This window comes from Allobosea sp. OAE752 (genome assembly GCF_050433265.1).
Lineage (GTDB): Bacteria > Pseudomonadota > Alphaproteobacteria > Rhizobiales > Beijerinckiaceae > Allobosea > Allobosea spartocytisi.
Genome location: NZ_JBNPXO010000001.1, coordinates 460568 through 478484, shown reverse-complemented (window position 1 = coordinate 478484; position 17917 = coordinate 460568). Strand labels below are relative to the sequence as shown.

13 protein-coding genes are annotated in these 17917 nt (G+C 67.1%); 1 reads left to right on the top strand and 12 read right to left on the bottom strand.

Features of this window, described 5'->3' with window-relative positions:
* Positions 1–56 precede the first annotated feature (56 nt).
* The 8 genes from GGC47_RS02225 to xdhA all read right to left on the bottom strand — a co-directional run bounded on the left by GGC47_RS02225 (position 57) and on the right by xdhA (position 9940).
* Positions 57–386 (bottom strand): HU family DNA-binding protein, encoded by a 330-nt coding sequence (locus GGC47_RS02225; RefSeq protein WP_162737742.1) that lies wholly within the window; start codon positions 384–386, stop codon positions 57–59.
* Positions 387–645: 259 nt separating this feature from the next.
* The gene (locus GGC47_RS02220; protein ID WP_142020261.1) at positions 646–1725 is read right to left on the bottom strand and encodes a BMP family ABC transporter substrate-binding protein; all 1080 of its coding nucleotides are present in this window, start codon (positions 1723–1725) and stop codon (positions 646–648) included.
* 33 nt (positions 1726–1758) lie between these two features.
* Positions 1759–2682: an ABC transporter permease gene (locus GGC47_RS02215; RefSeq protein WP_142020262.1), complete on the bottom strand. Its 924-nt coding sequence runs from the start codon at positions 2680–2682 to the stop codon at positions 1759–1761.
* Positions 2679–3743, bottom strand: coding sequence for an ABC transporter permease (locus GGC47_RS02210; protein WP_112763392.1), 1065 nt, complete (start codon positions 3741–3743; stop codon positions 2679–2681). Before GGC47_RS02210 ends, GGC47_RS02215 begins: the two co-directional genes overlap by 4 nt.
* The gene (locus GGC47_RS02205) at positions 3736–5292 is read right to left on the bottom strand and encodes an ABC transporter ATP-binding protein (RefSeq protein ID WP_142020263.1); all 1557 of its coding nucleotides are present in this window, start codon (positions 5290–5292) and stop codon (positions 3736–3738) included. The genes GGC47_RS02210 and GGC47_RS02205 overlap by 8 nt, the downstream gene beginning before the upstream one ends.
* Entirely contained in the window at positions 5276–6118 is an 843-nt protein-coding gene (xdhC, locus tag GGC47_RS02200; RefSeq protein ID WP_142020264.1) for a xanthine dehydrogenase accessory protein XdhC, read from the bottom strand. The genes GGC47_RS02205 and xdhC overlap by 17 nt, the downstream gene beginning before the upstream one ends.
* Entirely contained in the window at positions 6115–8457 is a 2343-nt protein-coding gene (gene xdhB, locus GGC47_RS02195; protein WP_142020265.1) for a xanthine dehydrogenase molybdopterin binding subunit, read from the bottom strand. The genes xdhC and xdhB overlap by 4 nt, the downstream gene beginning before the upstream one ends.
* Complete coding sequence (xdhA, locus tag GGC47_RS02190) at positions 8450–9940, bottom strand: xanthine dehydrogenase small subunit (RefSeq protein WP_038361337.1); 1491 nt, start codon at positions 9938–9940, stop codon at positions 8450–8452. The genes xdhB and xdhA overlap by 8 nt, the downstream gene beginning before the upstream one ends.
* 117 nt (positions 9941–10057) lie before the next feature.
* Between xdhA and guaD the strand changes: the two genes are divergently transcribed.
* Positions 10058–11383: a guanine deaminase gene (gene guaD / locus GGC47_RS02185; RefSeq protein WP_142020266.1), complete on the top strand. Its 1326-nt coding sequence runs from the start codon at positions 10058–10060 to the stop codon at positions 11381–11383.
* 149 nt (positions 11384–11532) lie between these two features.
* Here the strand turns inward: guaD and GGC47_RS02180 are convergent, their stop codons facing one another.
* The 4 genes from GGC47_RS02180 to GGC47_RS02165 all read right to left on the bottom strand — a co-directional run bounded on the left by GGC47_RS02180 (position 11533) and on the right by GGC47_RS02165 (position 17669).
* Positions 11533–12390, bottom strand: a complete 858-nt coding sequence (locus tag GGC47_RS02180; protein WP_142020267.1) for a D-amino-acid transaminase — start codon at positions 12388–12390, stop codon at positions 11533–11535.
* A 114-nt stretch (positions 12391–12504) separates the two neighbouring features.
* Positions 12505–14106, bottom strand: coding sequence for a peptide ABC transporter substrate-binding protein (locus GGC47_RS02175; protein WP_142020268.1), 1602 nt, complete (start codon positions 14104–14106; stop codon positions 12505–12507).
* A 104-nt stretch (positions 14107–14210) separates the two neighbouring features.
* Positions 14211–15335: an alpha/beta hydrolase family protein gene (locus GGC47_RS02170; RefSeq protein ID WP_038361347.1), complete on the bottom strand. Its 1125-nt coding sequence runs from the start codon at positions 15333–15335 to the stop codon at positions 14211–14213.
* A gap of 30 nt (positions 15336–15365) precedes the next feature.
* Positions 15366–17669, bottom strand: a complete 2304-nt coding sequence (locus GGC47_RS02165) for an NADP-dependent malic enzyme (RefSeq protein WP_038361350.1) — start codon at positions 17667–17669, stop codon at positions 15366–15368.
* Positions 17670–17917 lie beyond the last annotated feature (248 nt).

The following is a 17917-nucleotide window of genomic DNA, read 5'->3' as shown; positions in this document are numbered from 1 at the left end:
CGAGGTCAAGCGGTGTCCGCGCTTGCACGGACACCGCTCGATCCCGACAGACGGCTTTACGCCACCGCGTCGGCGAGGTCCTTGGTGACCTTGAACTTCACGACGGTCTTGGCCGGAACCTTGATGGTGGCGCCGGTCGAGGGGTTGCGGGCCTCGCGGGCTTCGCGCTTGGCCGCGGAGAGCTTGCCGATGCCGCCGAGCGTGACGTCGTCGCCGCCCTTCAGGGTCTTGGCGACGGTCGCGCCGAGGGAGGCCAGAATGGCGGAGACATCGGCCTTCGTCTTCCCGGTCTCTTCGGCGATCGCGGCGATCAGTTCGTTCTTGGTCATGAAATCCTCCTTGAGAAGGGTGTTATAGGCGTCGCGTGCTGGATCTGGGTCGTTCATGCCCGTTTCCGACACGAGCGACCGCGGAGATATTCGCGGCGCGCAACTCACGCAGTTGCCACGGTTATCGCGGAAAGACGATGCCCGCGGCCGTAGATACGCACAGGAAACGGCTTCGTTCCGCCGAAAGAAGCTGGATTTTTGGGCTTTTCGCGGGTGCGGGAACCGAGAAGAGGGGGAGCGAGCCCGCAGAATCGTGCCCCCGATTCGGTTGCAGATGGCGGCGCGCAACGCTGCGCCCGCCGCCATCGATGCGGCTCTAGGCCTGCACGCCGTCGACGTACCAGTCCATCTTGGAGAGGATCTCGTCGGAGGCCGTCTCGCCGGCCTTGACGCGGATTTCGCCCTTCTGGTCCTTGAGCTCGCCGGTGAAGGGGTGGAGCTTGCCGGAGACGATGCCCGCCTGGACCGCGTCGGCGGCAGCGCGGGCAGCCGGCGTGATCGCGTCGTTATAGGGCGCGAGCTTGACGAAGCCGTCCTTGATGCCGCCCCAGACCGCGCCGCTCTTCCAGGTGCCGTCCATCACCTCCTTGACGCGCTTGATGTAGTAGCCCGACCAATCGTCGACGATGGCCGAAAGATGCGCCTTGGGCGCGAAGGCCTTCATGTCGGAGGCCTGGCCGAAGGCGTAGACGCCGCGCTGCTCGGCCGCCTGAAGCGGGGCGGCAGAGTCGGTGTGCTGGGTGATCATGTCGGCACCCTGGTCGATCAGCGCCTTGGCGGCGTCGGCTTCCTTGGCCGGGTCGTACCAGGTCGAGCACCAGACGACCTTGGTCTTGAAGTTTGGGTTCACCTTGCGCGCCGCCAGATGGAAGGCGTTGATGCCCATCACCACCTCGGGGATCGGGAAGGAGGCGACATAGCCGGCCTGCCCGGTCTTCGACATGTGGCCGGCGATGGTGCCGATCACGGCGCGGCCCTCATAGAAGCGTGCATCATAGGTCGCGACGTTTTCGGCGCGCATATAGCCGGTGGCGTGCTCGAAATGGATCTTCGGGAACTGCTTGGCGACCTGGATCGTCGGGTTCATGAAGCCGAAGGAGGTCGAGAAGATCAGCTGGTTGCCGGCCTGGGCGAGCTGGCGGATGGCGCGGGCGGCATCAGGGCCTTCGGCGACGTTCTCGAGGAAGCTCGTCTTGATCTTCGAGCCATATTCCTTCTCGATCGCGAGGCGGCCCTGATCATGCGTCCAGGTGTAGCCATGGTCGCCGATGGGGCCGACATAGACGAAGCCCACGCCGAGCGGGGCCTGCGCCGAGGCGCCACGGCCCAACAGCGGTAGCGTCGAGGCCGCGGCGGCGCCGAAGGTCAGCCGGCGGCGGGTGATGATGCTGGTCATGGTCCTATGAACTCCCCGTTGTCGGTTGCGGCGTCAGGACGCCGTGAAAGGTTTGCCGAGGCAGGCCGGTGCGTCGAGCCGGCCGGTCTTTCGTCCTAGCGACATCATGGTCAGAACTGCAATGGTCGCAAGGTAGGGGGCCATCGCCAGCACCTCCGGCGCGAGCCAGCTCACGCCGGCGGCCTTGGCCTGCAGCTCCAGCGTCATCACCGCGCCGAAGAGATAGGCGCCGAGCAGCAGCCGGCCCGGCTTCCAGGCCGAGAAGACGACGAGCGCCAGCGCGATCCAGCCACGCCCCGCGGTCAATCGTTCGGCCCACATCGGCGTCAGCGCCAGCGAGAAATAGGCCCCGCCCAGCCCCGCCAAGGCGCCTCCGAAGGCGACCGCCGCATAGCGGATGGCGACGACCGGGTAGCCGATGGCATGTGCGGAAGCGTCGTTCTCGCCGACCGCGCGCAGGATCAGCCCCGCCCGCGTCCGGCGCAGGAAGTAGCTCACGCCAGCCACCAGCGCGAGCGAGAGATAGACGACGACGTCCTGCCCGAAGACGATGCGCAGGACGGGATGTTCGGACAGCGCCGCCGGGAAGATGGGCCCAAGCCGCTGCACGGTGCGCCCGACGAAGCCGGCGCCGATCAGCGAGGAGGCGCCGATGCCGAAGATCGTCAGCGCAAGCCCGGTCGCGACCTGATTGGCGGTGAGCGACAGCGCCAGCACCGCGAAGACCATCGCTGCGGCGACACCGGCAAGGATCGCAGCGAGCAGCCCCAGCGCCATGCTGCCGCTCGAGAACGCCACGGCGAAGCCGGCGACCGCGCCGCACAGCATCATGCCCTCAACGCCGAGATTGAGCACGCCGGATTTCTCCGCGACGAGTTCGCCCAACGAGGCCAGCAGCAAGGGCGTCGAGGCCGCGATCAGCGTCATGATGATCGAGACGAACATGGCCGTGGTCATGCCGCCCTCCGCTTCCAGCCGATCTGCCAGCGCACCAGCACATCGGTCGCCAGCAGCATGAACAGCAACATGGCCTGGAACAGCCCGGTCGCCGCCTGCGGCAGCCTGACCGTCGATTGCGCGATCTCGCCGCCGACATAGGTTCCCGCCAGCACGATGCCGCCGAAGACGATGCCGAGCGGGTGCAATCGCCCGAGGAAGGCGACGATGATCGCGGTGAAGCCGTATCCCACCGGGAATTGCGGCGTGAGCTGGCCGAACGGTCCGGCCGCCTCGAACAGCCCGGCCAGTCCCGCGAGTCCGCCGCTGAGCAGCATCGTCGCCCAGGTCGTGCGCGCCGCGCTGAAGCCGCCATGGCGGGCAGCCGCAGGCGCGAGGCCCACCACCTTCACCGCATAGCCCGCCGTGGTCTTCTCCATCAGGAGCCAGGCGACGACGGCCAGCAGCAATGCGACGGGAATGCCGAGATGGACCAGCGAGCCCTCGATCACCGTCGGCAGGGTCTGGTCGGCGGTGAACATGCGCGTCTGCGGGAAATTGAAGCCGCCAGGGTCCTTCCACGGCCCGCGCACCAGGAAATAGAGGAACTGCACCGCGACATAGGTCAGCATCAGGCTGGTCAGGATCTCGCTGACCTGCAGCTTGACGCGCAGAAGGGCAGGGATCGCGGCCCAGGCCATGCCGCCGAGGATGCCGGCGAGCACCATGGCGGGCAGGATCCACCATCCGGTCATGTCATAGGTCAGCAGCGCGACCCCGGTGCCGGCGATGGCCCCCATGACGTATTGTCCTTCGGCGCCGATATTCCAGACATTGGCCCGGAAGCCGATGGCGAGCCCGAGCGCGATCATGACGAGCGGCGCGCCCTTGACGCCGATATCGGCCCAGCGCTGCGGCTCCAGGAATGGCGTCAGGAAGATGCTCTCGACCGCATGGAAGCCGTCATAGCCGATGGCGGTGAAGACGATCATGCCGGTGAGCATCGTCAGCCCGATTGCGATCAGGGGGCTCAAGACCAGCATCGGCAGGCTCGGCTCGCGGCGGCGGCGCCATTCAAGCATGCGCCGCTCCCACCTGCTCGCCAGCGCCGTGAATTCCGCCCATCATCATGCCGATCTCGTCGATGCCGAGGCTGGCAACCGGGCGCGGCGCCGAGAGCCGGCCTTCGTTGATGACGCAGAGCCGGTCGGCGAGCTCCAGCAACTCGTCAAGATCCTGCGAGATCACCACGACGGCCGAGCCCTTTGCGGCGAGGTCGACCAGCTCCTGCCGGATCGCGGCGGCAGCACCGGCATCGACGCCCCAGGTCGGCTGCGACACGACGAGCACGGCGGGCTGCTGGCCGATCTCGCGACCCATGATGAATTTCTGGAGGTTTCCGCCCGAGAGCGAGCGAGCGAGCGCGCCATTGCCGGTGGTCCGGACATCGAAGAGCTTGATGACGCTGTCGGCGAAGCGGCCGACGGCACCGCGGCTGATGAAACCGTGCGGTGCCAGCGGCAGCCGGTGGCGCGCGGTCAGGACGCCGTTGTCGGCGAGCGAGAAATCCGGCACGGCGGCATGGCCGTTACGCTCTTCCGGCACGCAGGAGAGGCCGAGCGCCCGGCGCGCGCCGGCACCTTCGAGCCCGACGGCCCTGCCGTCGAGCCGGATCGCCTCAGGCGCCGCAGCCAGCCGCTCGCCCGAGAGCGCCGTCAGAAGTTCCGCCTGGCCGTTGCCGGCGACGCCGGCGATGCCGAGGATTTCGCCCGCCCGCGCCTCGAAGGAGACACCCTTGAGATCGGTGCCGAAAGGCGGCTCGCCCGGCAGCGAGAGCCCGCTGACGGCGAGCCTGACCGCGCCGGCTTCCTTCGTCTGGCCGTGCTCGATCTTGCGCAGCTCCGCGCCGATCATCAGTTCCGCCATGCGCCTGGTCGTCTCGACCTTCGGATCGCAGGTCGCGACCACGCGCCCGCCGCGCAGGATGGTGGCGCTGTCGCAGAGCGCTTTGATCTCGTGCAGCTTGTGCGAGATGTAGAGGATCGAGCAGCCTTCCGCCGCGATCTGCCTGAGTGTCGCGAACAGGCGCTCGACCTCCTGCGGCGTCAGCACCGAGGTCGGCTCGTCCATGATCAGGAGCTTCGGCTTCTGCAGCAGGCAGCGCACGATCTCGATGCGCTGGCGCTCGCCGACCGAGAGCGTATGGACCTCGCGCTCCGGATCGAGGGGCAGCGAATAGGATTGCAGGATCGCGGCGACTTGGCTCTTGAGTTCCTCGCGATCGACGGCTTCGTCGAGCCCGAGCGCGATGTTCTCGATCACCGTCATCGCATCGAACAGCGAGAAATGCTGGAAGACCATGCCGATGCCGAGCTTGCGGGCGGCCTTGGGCGAGGGGATCGCGACGGGCGAGCCGTTCCAGGAAATGGTGCCTTCGTCGGCCTGCTGGACGCCGTAGATGATCTTGACCAGCGTCGACTTGCCGGCGCCGTTCTCGCCGAGCAGGGCGTGGATTTCGCCCGGCGCGACGCTCAGGCTGATGTCCTCGTTGGCTTTGACGCCGGGAAAGCTCTTCGAGACATGGGCGAGCGCCAGCCGCGGCGGCACATCCTGCTCACGCGGCTGATTCATGTCGCGACCGTCTCCCTTTCGCCGGCTCCCGGCGGCCAAGCAAGCAACGCACCAGCTCGGCTGCCGTCAAGGCCGCGATCACCTCCGGGCGCTTGTCGTCCACATCCGAACCGCCGATCGGGCAGGTCAGGCGCGAAAGTGTCTCCCGCCGCCCGCCGGCGCGCAGGAAGCTCGCCTCGAAACGGGCGCGCTTGGTCGCGGAGCCGATCATGCCGACATAGGCCGCATCGCCCCGCGCCAGCGCCGCCTCCGTCAAGCGGTAGTCGAGCGCATGACTGTGCGAAAGCACAACGAAGGCGGCGTTTGCCGGAGCGTCCGCGACCGCATCGACCGGATCGGCCATGCGGATGCAGGTGACGGCCGCCGGCAGCCCGCTCATGACGTCGTCGCGATCGTCGATCAGCGTCACCGTAAAGGGTAGGGCGGCAAGCGCACGGGCAAGCGCACGGCCGGTATGGCCCGCACCGAAGATCAGGACAGGCGGTCTCGCTGCGACCTCGGCCTTCTCGCGGGCGACGATCAGCGCGATGTCGGCGGCGGCGAGCCGGTGCAGCGACACGCGCACCCGCCCGCCGCAGCACTGGCCCATCTGCGGGCCGAGCGGGATGTCGAGGATCTGGTCCGGCGAAGCCTCGCTCAACATATGGCGGGCGAGGTCGATGCAATGGAATTCGAGCTGCCCGCCGCCGATCGTTCCCGCGATGGCGCCGGGGCTGACAGCCATGCAGGCGCCGGCCTCGCGCGGCGTCGAACCTTCCGCCGTCTCGATCCGGACCAGGATGATACCGTCGCACTGATGGGTGGTGAGGAAAGCGGCGAGGGTCATGACGCCGCCTCCGCCCTGACCCGTTCGACCGCATCCAGCACCCGCTCCGGTGTCGCCGGCGTATCGAGGCGCGGGCACACCCGGTAATCGCCGACGCTCGCCACCGCATCCGACAGCGCGTGCAGCACCGAGATCGCCAGCATCAAGGGCGGCTCGCCGACGGCCTTGGAACGATGGATCGTCGGCTCGCGGTTCGGCGCGTTGTCCAGCAGGTGCACGTTGAAGACGCGCGGCCGGTCCGAGGCGACGGGAATCTTGTAGGTCGAGGGCGCGTGGGTCCAGAGCCGGCCCTTCTTGTCCCAGACCAGCTCTTCGGTCGTCAGCCAGCCCATGCCCTGCACGAAGCCGCCCTCGATCTGGCCCTTGTCGATCGCGGGGTTCAGCGATTGCCCGCAATCATGCAGGATATCGACCCGCTCGACCCTGTACTCGCCGGTCAGCGTGTCTATCGCGACCTCGGCCGCCGCCGCGCCATAGGCGAAATAGTAGAACGGGTGGCCGCGTCCGGCCTTGCGGTCCCAGTGGATTTTGGGCGTCGCGTAAAAGCCGGTCGCGGAGAGCTGGACGCGGGCCATATAGGCGGCCGCGATCAGGTCCTTGAAGGCGATCTCGCGGGGGCCAACCTTCACGCGGCCCGGCAGGAAGGCGATGTCCTCCGCCTCGACCTGCCAGTGTTTCGCGGCAAACTCCGTCAGCCGCTTCTTGATCGTCTCGCAGGCATCGAGCGCCGCCATGCCGTTGAGGTCGGAGCCGGAGGAGGCGGCGGTCGCCGAGGTGTTCGGCACCTTGCCGGTGGTCGTCGCGGTGATCTTGATCTGGTCGAGCCCGATGCCGAAGGCCTGCGCCACCACCTGCGCCACCTTGATATAGAGCCCTTGCCCCATCTCGGTGCCGCCATGGTTCAGCGCGACCGTGCCGTCGGTATAGACATGCACCAGTGCGCCGGCCTGGTTGAACCAGGTCGCGGTGAAGGAGATGCCGAACTTCACCGGCGTCAACGCGATGCCGCGCTTGACGATGGGGCTTTTTGCATTGGCCTCCCGGATCGCCGCCTTGCGTGCCTGATAGTCTGAGCGCCGCTCCAGTTCTGCGATCACCTCGGCCGCGATATTGTCCTCGACCGTCTGGTGATAGGGCGTGACGTCTCGGCCGCCGGCGCCATAGAGATTGCGCCGTCGCACCTCCAACGGGTCGAGCCCGGTGGCATAGGCGACCTCCTCGATGAAGCGCTCGGCGCCGACCATGCCTTGCGGCCCGCCGAAGCCCCGGAAGGCGGTGTTCGAGCAGGTGTTGGTGAACAGCGGCTCGGAGCGGGCGCGCACCGCCGGATAGAAATAGCAATTGTCCATGTGGAACAGGGCGCGGTCGGTCACCGGCCCAGACAGATCGGCGTTCCAACCGCAGCGCGCCGCATAGACCGCGTCGAGCGCATGGATGCGGCCCTCGTCGTCGAAGCCGATCTCGTAGTCGCAGACGAAGTCGTGGCGCTTGCCGGTGATCGCCATGTCGTCGTCGCGATCGGGCCTGAGCTTCACCGGACGCTTCAGCTTGCGGGCGCAGAGCGCCGCGACGCAGGCGAAGAGATTGGCCTGCGTTTCCTTGCCGCCGAAACCGCCGCCCATGCGCCGCACCTCGACCGTCACCGCATGCGAGCCGATGCCGAGCACGGCGGCGACCATATGCTGGACCTCGCTCGGATGCTGGGTCGAGACCAGCAACGTCATGTCCTCGTCCTCGCCGGGGATGGCGAGCGCGATCTGGCTTTCGAGGTAGAAATGCTCCTGACCGCCGATCGTCATCGCGCCTTTCAGCCGGCGCGGGCTCGCGGCCATGGCCGTCGCGACATCGCCGCGTTCGAGCTTGAGCGGGTCGGTGACGAGCCTGCCGCCGGCCGCACGCGCGGCGGCGATGTCGAGGAGAGGGGTCTCTTCGGCGTACTCTGCCTTCGCCAGCACGGCGGCATGGCGGGCCTGTTCGCGCGTTTCGGCGACCACTGCGAAGAGCGGCTGGCCGTGGAACCGGATCCGATCGGTCGCGAAGACCGGCTCGTCATGGCGATGCGTCGAGGAGATGTCGTTGGCGCCGGGAATATCGGCCGCCGTCAGCACCGAAACGACGCCGGGCGCGGCACGCACCGCATCGAGATCGAGCGAGGTGAGCTGCCCATGGGCGATCCCGCTCAGGCCGAGATAGGCGTGAAGCAGGCCTTCCGGCGCGGCGATGTCGTCGATGTAGAAGGCCTCGCCGGCGACATGCTTGGGTGCGGAGTCGTGGATGCGGGCACTGCCGACCGGCCCGGTCTCGGCGACGATGTCGAGCTTGCGGCGCGCGTCAGCCATGGGCGGCCTCCGCGAGCAGGCCGGCGACCCGTGTCTCGGTTTGCGGCTGCGTCGTCTCGATCAGGAAGCGCCGCAGCAGGTTGCCGGCGATCTTGAGCCGATAGTCCGCCGAGGCGCGCATGTCGCTAAGCGGCGTGAAGTCGCGGGCCAGGGCGGCGATCGCCGCCTCGACGGCGTCCTCATCCCACGGCCGGCCGATGAGCGCGGCCTCTGCGGCAGCCGCCCGCTTCGGGATGCCGGCCATGCCGCCATAGGCCAGCCGCGCCTCGCTGATCGGGCCATCGGCATGCCGGGTCAGCCGGAAGGCGCCGCAGACGGCCGAGATGTCCTCATCGAAGCGTTTGGACACCTTCGAGGCATGGAACAGCATGTCTGGCGCCAGCTTCGGCACCAGCACGGCCTCGACGAATTCGGCAGGGCGGCGATCCTGCTTGCGATAGTCGAGGAAGAAGCTTTCGAGCGAGATGGTACGGCGTTCGACCCCGGCTCTGCCGCGCTGCGCCAGCACCAGCGTCGAATCGAGCGCGATCAGGGCCGGCGGCAGGTCGCCGATCGGCGAGCCATTGGCGATGTTACCGCCGATCGTGCCGGCATTGCGCACCTGCTCGCCGCCGAAGCGGCGCATCAATTCGTCGAGCTGCGGGGAGAGGGTAGCCAGCGCGGCTCGGACGTCGATATGACCAGCCATCGCACCGAAGCGCAGATGATCGCCCTCATCGGTGATGGCGCGCAATGCCTCGATCCGCCCGAGATAGATCACCGGATCGAGGCGCTTCATCGCCTTCGTGACCCACAAGCCAACATCGGTCGCGCCGGCAACGAGCGTCGTCTGCGGATGCGCCGCGACGAGTTCCGCGAGCGCCTCAACGGTTGCGGGGGCGTAAAAGCGCCCGCCTTCGTCTTCAAGGGCCAGCGTCGCGGCATCGTTCAGCGCTGCAAGTCGCGCTGCGATGACCTCGCGCTCGCGCAGGAAGCGATCCGTCTCACGCGGGGCGATCTCATCCATGCGCCGCCCGGCCGCGATGATCGGCTCATAGCCGGTGCAGCGGCAGAGATTACCGGCGAGCGCATCCTCGATGCGGCTGATGCTTGGCTCCGCCTCGTTCAGCCTGAGTGCGAAGAGCGACATCACGAAACCCGGCGTGCAGAAGCCGCATTGCGAGCCGTGGCATTCGACCATCGCCTGCTGGACCGGATGCAGGCTGCCGTCATCGCCCTTGAGGTGCTCGACGGTGAGGAGCTGGCAGCCATCCAGCGTCGGCAGGAAACGGATGCAGGCATTCACTGCCTCGTAGCGCAGCCGCCCGCGATCGAGCCGGCCGACGACGACGGTGCAGGCGCCGCAATCGCCCTCGGCGCAGCCTTCCTTGCTGCCGGTCATGCGCTTCTCGAGGCGCAGCCAGTCGAGCACCGTCAGTGTCGGATCGCAGCGATCGATCTCGACAAGCTCGTCACCGAGGAGGAAGCGCAGGCGTTCACGCATCCTGCCCGCTCCACTCGCAAAGCCAGTTCATGCCTCCAGATTAGGCACGATCCGTGCTTGGCCGGAAGCTTTGATTTGGTGCAGATGTGATGTGAATTTAAGCCGGAGCCGCCGATTGTGACCGCATCTCCCGTCATCCGTGCCTTGCGCGGTCGTCTGCTCTGGTTCGTCGGCGATCCGGAGGTTGCGGGCGAGGCGGCGCATCACTTCGTCGAGGACGGTTTGCTCGTCATCGAGAACGGGCTGGTCAAGGCGGCCGGTGAGGCAAGCGCGCTGTTGCGGGCGCTGCCGGCCGATGCGGAGATCGTCGACCATCGCCCGCATCTGATCATGCCGGGCTTCATCGACGCGCACATCCACATGCCGCAGACGCAAGTCGTCGCCTCCTACGGCGCGCAGCTGATGGATTGGCTGAACAAATACACCTTCGTCGAGGAGCAGAAGCTCAGCCAGCAGGGCCATGCCGAGAAGCTCTCGCGCTTCTTCCTCGACGAGCTTCTGGCCAACGGCACCACCACGGCGGCTGTCTATTGCTCGGTGCATCCGCAATCGGCCGAGGCATTCTTCACCGAGTCCGAGCGCCGCAACACCCGCATGATCGCCGGCAAGGTGATGATGGACCGCAACGCGCCGGAGGCGCTGACCGACACGGCCGAGAGCGGCTATCGCGACTCGAAGGCGCTGATCGCGCGCTGGCATGGCAAGGGCCGGCAGCTCTATGCGATCACGCCGCGCTTCGCGATCACCTCGACGCCGGAGCAATTGACGGCGGCCGGGCGGCTGGCGGCTGAGCATCCCGATTGCCACGTTCAGACCCATATCGACGAGAACCGGGCTGAGATCGCCTTCGCCTGCGAGCTTTACCCGGAAGCCGCCGATTACGCCGATATCTATCGGCGCCACGGCCTGCTCGGCGCGACAAGCCTGATGGGCCATTGCATCCATATGACCCATAACGAATGGCAGGCCTTCGCCGAGACCGGCGCGGTCGCGGTCTTCTGCCCGACCTCCAATCTTTTTCTCGGCTCGGGGCTCTTCGACTGGGTCCATGCCCGCCAGCGCGGGGTGAAGGTGGCGGTCGCGACCGATATCGGCGGCGGCACCTCCTATTCGATGCTCCGGACGATGGCCGAGGCCTACAAGGTGCTGCAGTTGCAGGGGCAGTCGCTCTCCGCTTTCGCGGCGCTGCACGCCATCACGCGCGGCAATGCGGCTGCGCTCGGCCTCGACCATCTCATCGGCTCGTTCGAGCCCGGCCGGGAGGCGGATGTCGTCGTGCTCGACACGGGCGCGACGCGGGCAATGGCGCATCGCATGGAAACGGTGCGCGATCTGGCGGAGGAGCTCTTCGTGCTCGTCACGCTGGGCGACGACCGCAACGTTGCCGCGACCTATGTGATGGGAGAGTTGGTCGCGGGCGCGTCATTCGCGGGCGGCGCCTGACGGACACTTGTTTGCCACGGAAACGCGCCGTCATTCAGGGCTTGACCCGGAATCCATCGTAGAGCGCAGCGTCCCATGATGGATTCCGGATCGGCGCCGCTATCGCGGCTTGTCCGGAATGACGGCGGTTTTTCATCCCGGCGGGGGGCTCAGCCCAGCACGCCGCCCCTGCGGGCGAAGTCGATATAGATCTCGCGCAGGCGCAGCGTGGTCGGGCCCGGCGCACCGTTGTGGATGGTGTGGCCGTCGATCGAGCTCACCGGCATCACCATGCTGGTCGCCGAGGTGATGAAGGCCTCCTCGGCGTCGAGCGCCTCGGCGAGCGTGAATTCGCGCTCCTCGAAGGTGAAGCCGGATTCGGCGATGAAGGCCAGCACCGCCTTGCGGGTGATGCCGGGCAGGACCTTGTGCGAGAGCGGGCGCGAGATCAGGGTCTTGCCCTTGACGATCCAGGCGGTGGAGGAGGCGCCTTCCGTCACCACGCCGTCCTCGATCATCCAGGCTTCCTGCGCGCCGGCCTCGGCGGCGATCTGCTTGGCCAGCACCGGCGCGAGCAGGTTCACGCTCTTGATGTCGCGGCGGACCCAGCGCAGGTCCGGCGTCGAGACGACCTTGATGCCGGTCTTCACCGCCGGCGCGTTCACGAAATTGCGGGCCTGGGTGAACATCACCAGCGTCGGCTGGATGTCCTTCGGGAACGGGAAGTCGCGATCGGCCGCGCCGCGCGAGACCTGCAGGTAGATGCTGCCTTCGTCGAGGCCGTTGCGCTTGATCAGTTCCTCATGGATCGCGACCAGATCGGCCTTCGACCAGGGCAAGGCAAGCTGGATCTCGCCGCAAGAGCGTTCGAGACGGGTGAGATGCGCCTCGCAATCGACCAGCTTGCCGCCGATCACGGCCGAGACCTCGTAGATGCCGTCGCCGAAGATGAAGCCGCGATCGAAGATGGAGATCTTTGCCTCTTCCTCGGGAAGATAGGCGCCGTTGACATAGACGATGCGGCTCATGGAATGCGGACTCTGCTAGGGGGGACGGAAAGCCGTTCCTTCCTAGCGAAACCGCGAGCCGGGCGCGAGCGATAAGGGCGGATTGCCGCCCGGCGCCGCTTGCAGGGCGCAGGCTCAGGCTTTCAGGCTCAGGAACCGCGTCGGGATCGCGCCGCGCAGGTTCTGCCCGAAGCCGGCGAGCTTCGGCGAGACCAGATTCTTCGTCGAATAGTGCAGCACCGGAATCCAGGGCTGCTCGGTGGTGACGATGCTGTCGGCCTCGCGCAGGATCGCGGCGCGCCTGGCGATGTCGAGTTCGTCGGCGGCGAGCTTCATCAGCGCGTCGAAGCGGGGATTGGCGTATTTGCCGATGTTGAAGCCGGCATTGTCGCTCTGGAACAGGAACAGGAAGTTCTGCGGGTCGGAATAGTCGCCGATCCAGCCATAGCGGGCGACGTCGAAATCGCCACCATCGCGCAGATAGGCGAAATGCGTGCGGAAATCCGTCTCGACGAAGCGCGTCTCGACGCCGATGGCGTGCCATTGCTCCGCGATCGCCTCGGCGGTGTGCCGGTTGTTGTCGGTGGTGTTGAAGCGCAATTCGATATGGAGCGGCACGCCGTTGCCGAACCCGGCCGCGGCGAGGAGCTGCTTCGCCTCGTCCTCGCGTTCGAGCACCGATGCGTAGCGGAAATCCATCTCCGCCCGCTCGCCGTAATTGCCGATATGGGGCGGGATCACGCCATAGGCCGGCAGCATCGTGCCGCCCCAGATCCGGTCGGCGATGAAATCCCGGTCGATCTGGAGGGAAAGCGCCCGCCTGACGCGAGGGTCGTCGAAGGGCTGCTTGGCCGTGTTGATGATCAGGAAATAGGTCGCGAGATAGGGGCCGATCCGCACTTGCTCGCCGAGCTTGCGGCGCAGTTCCTTGAATTGCTCGGCCGGGATGTCGGTCGTCAATTGCAGCTCGCCGGCCTGGAAGCGCCGCGCCGCCGCCGCGAGGTCCGGCGCCGGATAGAAGATCACCGTATCGATCTTCACATCCGCCGCGTCGTGGAAATGCGGATTGCGGTCGAGCCGGATATGCGAGTTCGGGATGAATTCCTTGAGCCTATAGGCGCCGTTCGTGACCCAGCTTCGCGGATCGGCCGGAGCGAGCCCGGCCTTCGCGGCCGTCGCCGGATGGACCGGCAGGGCGCTCTGATGGGTCAGGAGCTCGAGCAGATAGGGCGTCGGTCGCTCCAGTTCGATCTCCAGCGTCCGCTCGTCCGGCGCCCGTACGCCGAGTTCGTCGAGCGAGGAACCTGTGGCGGCCTTGTGGATCGCCTCGGCCTTGCGGATCGGATAGAGCAGGTTGGCGTATTTGGCGCCGGTCTCGGGATCGAGGATCCGCTTGAACGAATAGACGAAGTCGCTCGCTCTGAGCGGGTCGCCGTTCGACCATTTCGCGTTGGCCCGCAGGCTGAAGCGCCAGAGCTTGCCATCGGGGCTGGCCGTCCAGCTCTCGGCGACGCCGGGCACGACCTCGCCCCTCATATTGTGGATGACGAGGCCTTCGCGCAGGTCGCGCAGCAGATGCGCTTCCGCCACGGTCGAGGTCCGGTGCGGATCGAGCGTCTCCGGGTCGCCGTCATTGCCGCGGTGGAAGATCACCGACCCTTGCGCCGCCGCGGCACGTAAAGTCGCGAGCAGGGCGGCGAAGGCGAAGGGAGCGTGGCGGCGGGTGACGTCGAGCAAATCAGCCTCCCCTGGCGCCGGGCACCGGCGCGAGCGCTGCCCGACTCAGGAGATTAGAACGCGACGCGTCCCGCCTGCCAAGCGGGAAGGAGACCCCCGCCTCGTCAGCGCGCTCCGGTGGCGCGATTGTTCTCGAAGACAATGGCGCAATCCTCGGCCTTCTTGCGGCATGCGGTCAGTGCGGTCTGGCGCGCCTGCTCCAGATCTTTCTCGCCGTACCGGTAGTTGAATGTCTTGCTGGCCTTGCTGAAAGCCATCGCCTTGTCGCCGGGCGCGCTGAAGTAATCCTCGAATGTGGGGGCGCCCTTTTCGAGGCCGAGGCGCTCGAATTCCGCTTGCGGGCGCCCCGTAGGCAGCGTCGGCAGCTTCCATGCGCGAAGCGAGGCGTCCATCTCCCGAAGCCAGACGAAACGGGCCTGGTTGTTCTGGAGAAGCGCATGGCCGCGTGGCTTGATCTCCGGCAGCGTGATCAGGCGCACGTTCCCGCCACGGTCGAGCGCAGCGGCGCGCATGCGGTCGACGAGGGGTGGCGGGAAGAGTTCGTCGTTGGCGGCATAGACCCAGAGCTGCGGCACGGTCTCCTGCCAGGACCAGTGCCGGACGGTCTCGACGAGCGCGTCGCGGCCTTTCTCGACGCATTCGTCGAAGTTCAGGCCACCGGCGACGTTGATCACCGCCTTCAGGCCTGGGGGCTTGCGTTGGGCCAGCGCCATGATCGCCGCGCCGCCGGCGGATTCGCCGAGTGCGATGATCCGATCGGGATCGACATCGGGGCGTTCTCGCAGCGTCTCGAGCGCCGCCTCGAGCTCCTTCGCCTCGCTGTCGAAACGCCGCGTCATATCGGGTAATCCGCAGCCCGCCCCTTCGCCGGAAAAGGGGCCGTCCGATTGGCCGAAGCCGCGGCGGATGACGATAGCGGCTATCCAGCCACGGCGGGCGAGATCCCGCGCGATCGACCTATATTGGACGGCGTGCAGGTCGCCCATCCGGGAGCCCGTCGCCGATTTGCCGTGCGTGATCAGTGCGAGCGGCAGCCGGCCGTCGATCCCCTCAGGGCGGATGATCAGCGACTCCAGACGGATCTCGCGGCCGTCGATGCGGGCCCGGAGAAAGCCGTTATCCTCGCGAAACGGCTCCTGCGCGCCTGTCGACATCGTCGCCGCCAGCCAGAAGGCGCCCGCGAGCGCAAGCGCTCCTGACCGGAGGGCGGCCCCGATAGTGGCTACCATGCCCGACAGCTCCAGCCGATCCGGTGTCCGCTACGGGGTGGCGGCTATCGCGGCCGCGCGCTCCTGCGCCTCGACCACCGCCACGGCCGTCATGTTGACGACGCCGCGCGCGGTGACCGAGCCGGTGAGGATATGCGCGGGCTTCGCCGTGCCCATCAGGATCGGCCCGACCGGCAGTGCGTCCGCCATCACCTTGGCGAACTGATAGGAGATGTTCGCCGCGTCGAGATTGGGGAAGATCAGGACGTTGGCCACGTCCTTCAGCGTCGAGGAAGGCAGGACGCGCTCGCGGATCATCGGCACCAGCGCGGTATCGGCCTCCATCTCGCCGTCGCATTCGAGGTTGGGCGCGCGCTCGCGGATCAGCTTCAGCGCCTTGCGCATCTTGAGCGAGCTCGGTGTGTCGGCGGCGCCGAAATCGGAATGCGACAGCAGCGCGATCTTCGGCTCCAGGCCGAAGCGCTGGACATGGCTCGCCGCCAGCACGGTCATGTCGGCGATCTCCTCCGCCGTCGGATCGTGCTTCACATGGGTGTCGCCGAGGAAGAAGGCGCCCTTGTTGGTGATGATCAGTGTCATCGCCGCGAGGTCGCAGACACCCGGCGCCAGCCCGATGATGTCCTTGATGTGCCGCAGTCGCGACATGAACCGGCCTTCGAGGCCGCTGATCATCGCATCCGCCTCGCCGCGCGCCACGGCCAGCGCCGCGATCACGGTGTTGTTGGTGCGCACCAGCGCGCGCGCCGCATCGGGCGTGATGCCGCGCCGGCCGGCGATGTCGAGATAGGTCTGGACGTAGTCGCGATAGCGCGGATCGTCCTCCGGGTTCACGATCTCGAAATCGACGCCGGGCTTCAGCGACAGGCCGAAGCGCTGGATGCGCGTCTCGATCACGCTGGGGCGGCCGATCAGGATCGGGATGGCGAGCCCTTCCTCCAGTGCGACCTGGGCGGCGCGCAGCACGCGCTCATCCTCGCCCTCGGCATAGATCACGCGCTTGGGGTCGGCCTTGGCCTGCTGGAACAACGGCTTCATCAGGAAGCCCGAGCGGAAGACGAAGCGCGAGAGCTGCTCGCGATAGGCCTCGATGTCGACCAGCGGCTTGCGCGCGACGCCCGTCGCCATGGCGGCTTCGGCCACGGCCGGGGCGATGCGCATGATCAGGCGCGGATCGAAGGGATTCGGGATCAGCGATGTCGCGCCGAAGGTCGAGGTCTCCCCGCCATAGGCGCGTGCAGCCACATCCGAGGACGCCTCGCGGGCGAGCGCGGCGATGGCACGCACGGCCGCGAGCTTCATCGCTTCGTTGATCGTCGTCGCCTGCACGTCGAGCGCGCCGCGGAAGATATAAGGGAAGCACAGGACGTTGTTGACCTGGTTCGGATAGTCCGAGCGGCCGGTGCAGATCATCGCATCGGGGCGCACGGCCAGCGCGTCCTCCGGCGTGATCTCGGGATTGGGGTTGGCGAGCGCCAGGATCAGCGGCTTCGGCGCCATGCGCTTGGCCATCTCCGGCTTCAGCACGCCCGCGGCGGAGAGGCCGAGAAAGATGTCGGCATCGCCGATGACGTCGTTCAGCGTGCGGGCGTCGGTCTTCTGCGCATAGACCTCCTTCCAGCGGTCCATCAGCGTGTTGCGGCCCTCATAGACCACGCCTTCGAGGTCCGTGATCCAGATGTTCTTGCGCTGCGCGCCGAGCTCCACCAGCAGGTTGGTGCAGGCCAGCGCCGCCGCGCCGGCGCCCGAGACGACGATCTTGACGTCGGCGATCTTCTTGGCGGCGAGGTCGAGCCCGTTCAGCACCGCCGCGCCGACGATGATCGCCGTGCCGTGCTGGTCGTCATGGAAGACGGGGATCTTCATCCGGGCCTTGAGTTGCTCCTCGATCTCGAAGCACTCCGGACCCTTGATGTCCTCGAGATTGATGCCGCCGAAGGTCGGTTCCAGCGCGGCGACCACCTCGACGAATTTCTCGATATTCTTCTGCTCGACCTCGATGTCGAAACAGTCGATGCCGGCGAATTTCTTGAACAGGACCGCCTTGCCCTCCATCACCGGCTTCGACGCCAGCGGCCCGATATCGCCGAGGCCGAGCACGGCGGTGCCGTTGGTGATGACGGCGACGAGGTTCTGGCGCGAGGTGAGCTCGGCCGCTTCCGACGGATCGTCGACGATCGCCTCGCAGGCGGCAGCGACGCCGGGGGAATAGGCGAGTGCGAGGTCGCGCTGGTTGCCCAGCGGCTTGGTCGCCTGGATCTCGAGCTTACCGGGCCGCGGCTGGCGGTGATAGACGAGCGCGCCCGAGCGCAGATCTGTGGAGAGCGTGCTTTTCATGGCGCGATGGTCCCTGCAGTCCGAAGGATGCTGGTCGCGCGAAAGCCCCCATGCCGTCAAGCCGCCGGGATGCCGCTGGCAGCTTCTCCGTGAGGGAAACGGTGCTTCGGGAGACAGGGCCGTGCCGGTCGCATCGGCCCTTCGGTGGAAAGGGTCGCTTGAATCAGTTTGGCAAGCCGTTGAGACGGTGTGCGAGGGATCACGCACAAGACGTGGAATCGATTCAGCAAATTTCCTGCTGAGTCGGA

Coding starts and splice junctions, on each gene's coding strand:
- GGC47_RS02225 (WP_162737742.1), bottom strand. CDS start 386: ATGAACGACCCAGATCCAGCACGCGACGCCTATAACACCCTTCTCAAG.
- GGC47_RS02220 (WP_142020261.1), bottom strand. CDS start 1,725: ATGACCAGCATCATCACCCGCCGCCGGCTGACCTTCGGCGCCGCCGCG.
- GGC47_RS02215 (WP_142020262.1), bottom strand. CDS start 2,682: ATGACCACGGCCATGTTCGTCTCGATCATCATGACGCTGATCGCGGCC.
- GGC47_RS02210 (WP_112763392.1), bottom strand. CDS start 3,743: ATGCTTGAATGGCGCCGCCGCCGCGAGCCGAGCCTGCCGATGCTGGTC.
- GGC47_RS02205 (WP_142020263.1), bottom strand. CDS start 5,292: ATGAATCAGCCGCGTGAGCAGGATGTGCCGCCGCGGCTGGCGCTCGCC.
- xdhC (WP_142020264.1), bottom strand. CDS start 6,118: ATGACCCTCGCCGCTTTCCTCACCACCCATCAGTGCGACGGTATCATC.
- xdhB (WP_142020265.1), bottom strand. CDS start 8,457: ATGGCTGACGCGCGCCGCAAGCTCGACATCGTCGCCGAGACCGGGCCG.
- xdhA (WP_038361337.1), bottom strand. CDS start 9,940: ATGCGTGAACGCCTGCGCTTCCTCCTCGGTGACGAGCTTGTCGAGATC.
- GGC47_RS02180 (WP_142020267.1), bottom strand. CDS start 12,390: ATGAGCCGCATCGTCTATGTCAACGGCGCCTATCTTCCCGAGGAAGAG.
- GGC47_RS02170 (WP_038361347.1), bottom strand. CDS start 15,335: ATGGTAGCCACTATCGGGGCCGCCCTCCGGTCAGGAGCGCTTGCGCTC.
- GGC47_RS02165 (WP_038361350.1), bottom strand. CDS start 17,669: ATGAAAAGCACGCTCTCCACAGATCTGCGCTCGGGCGCGCTCGTCTAT.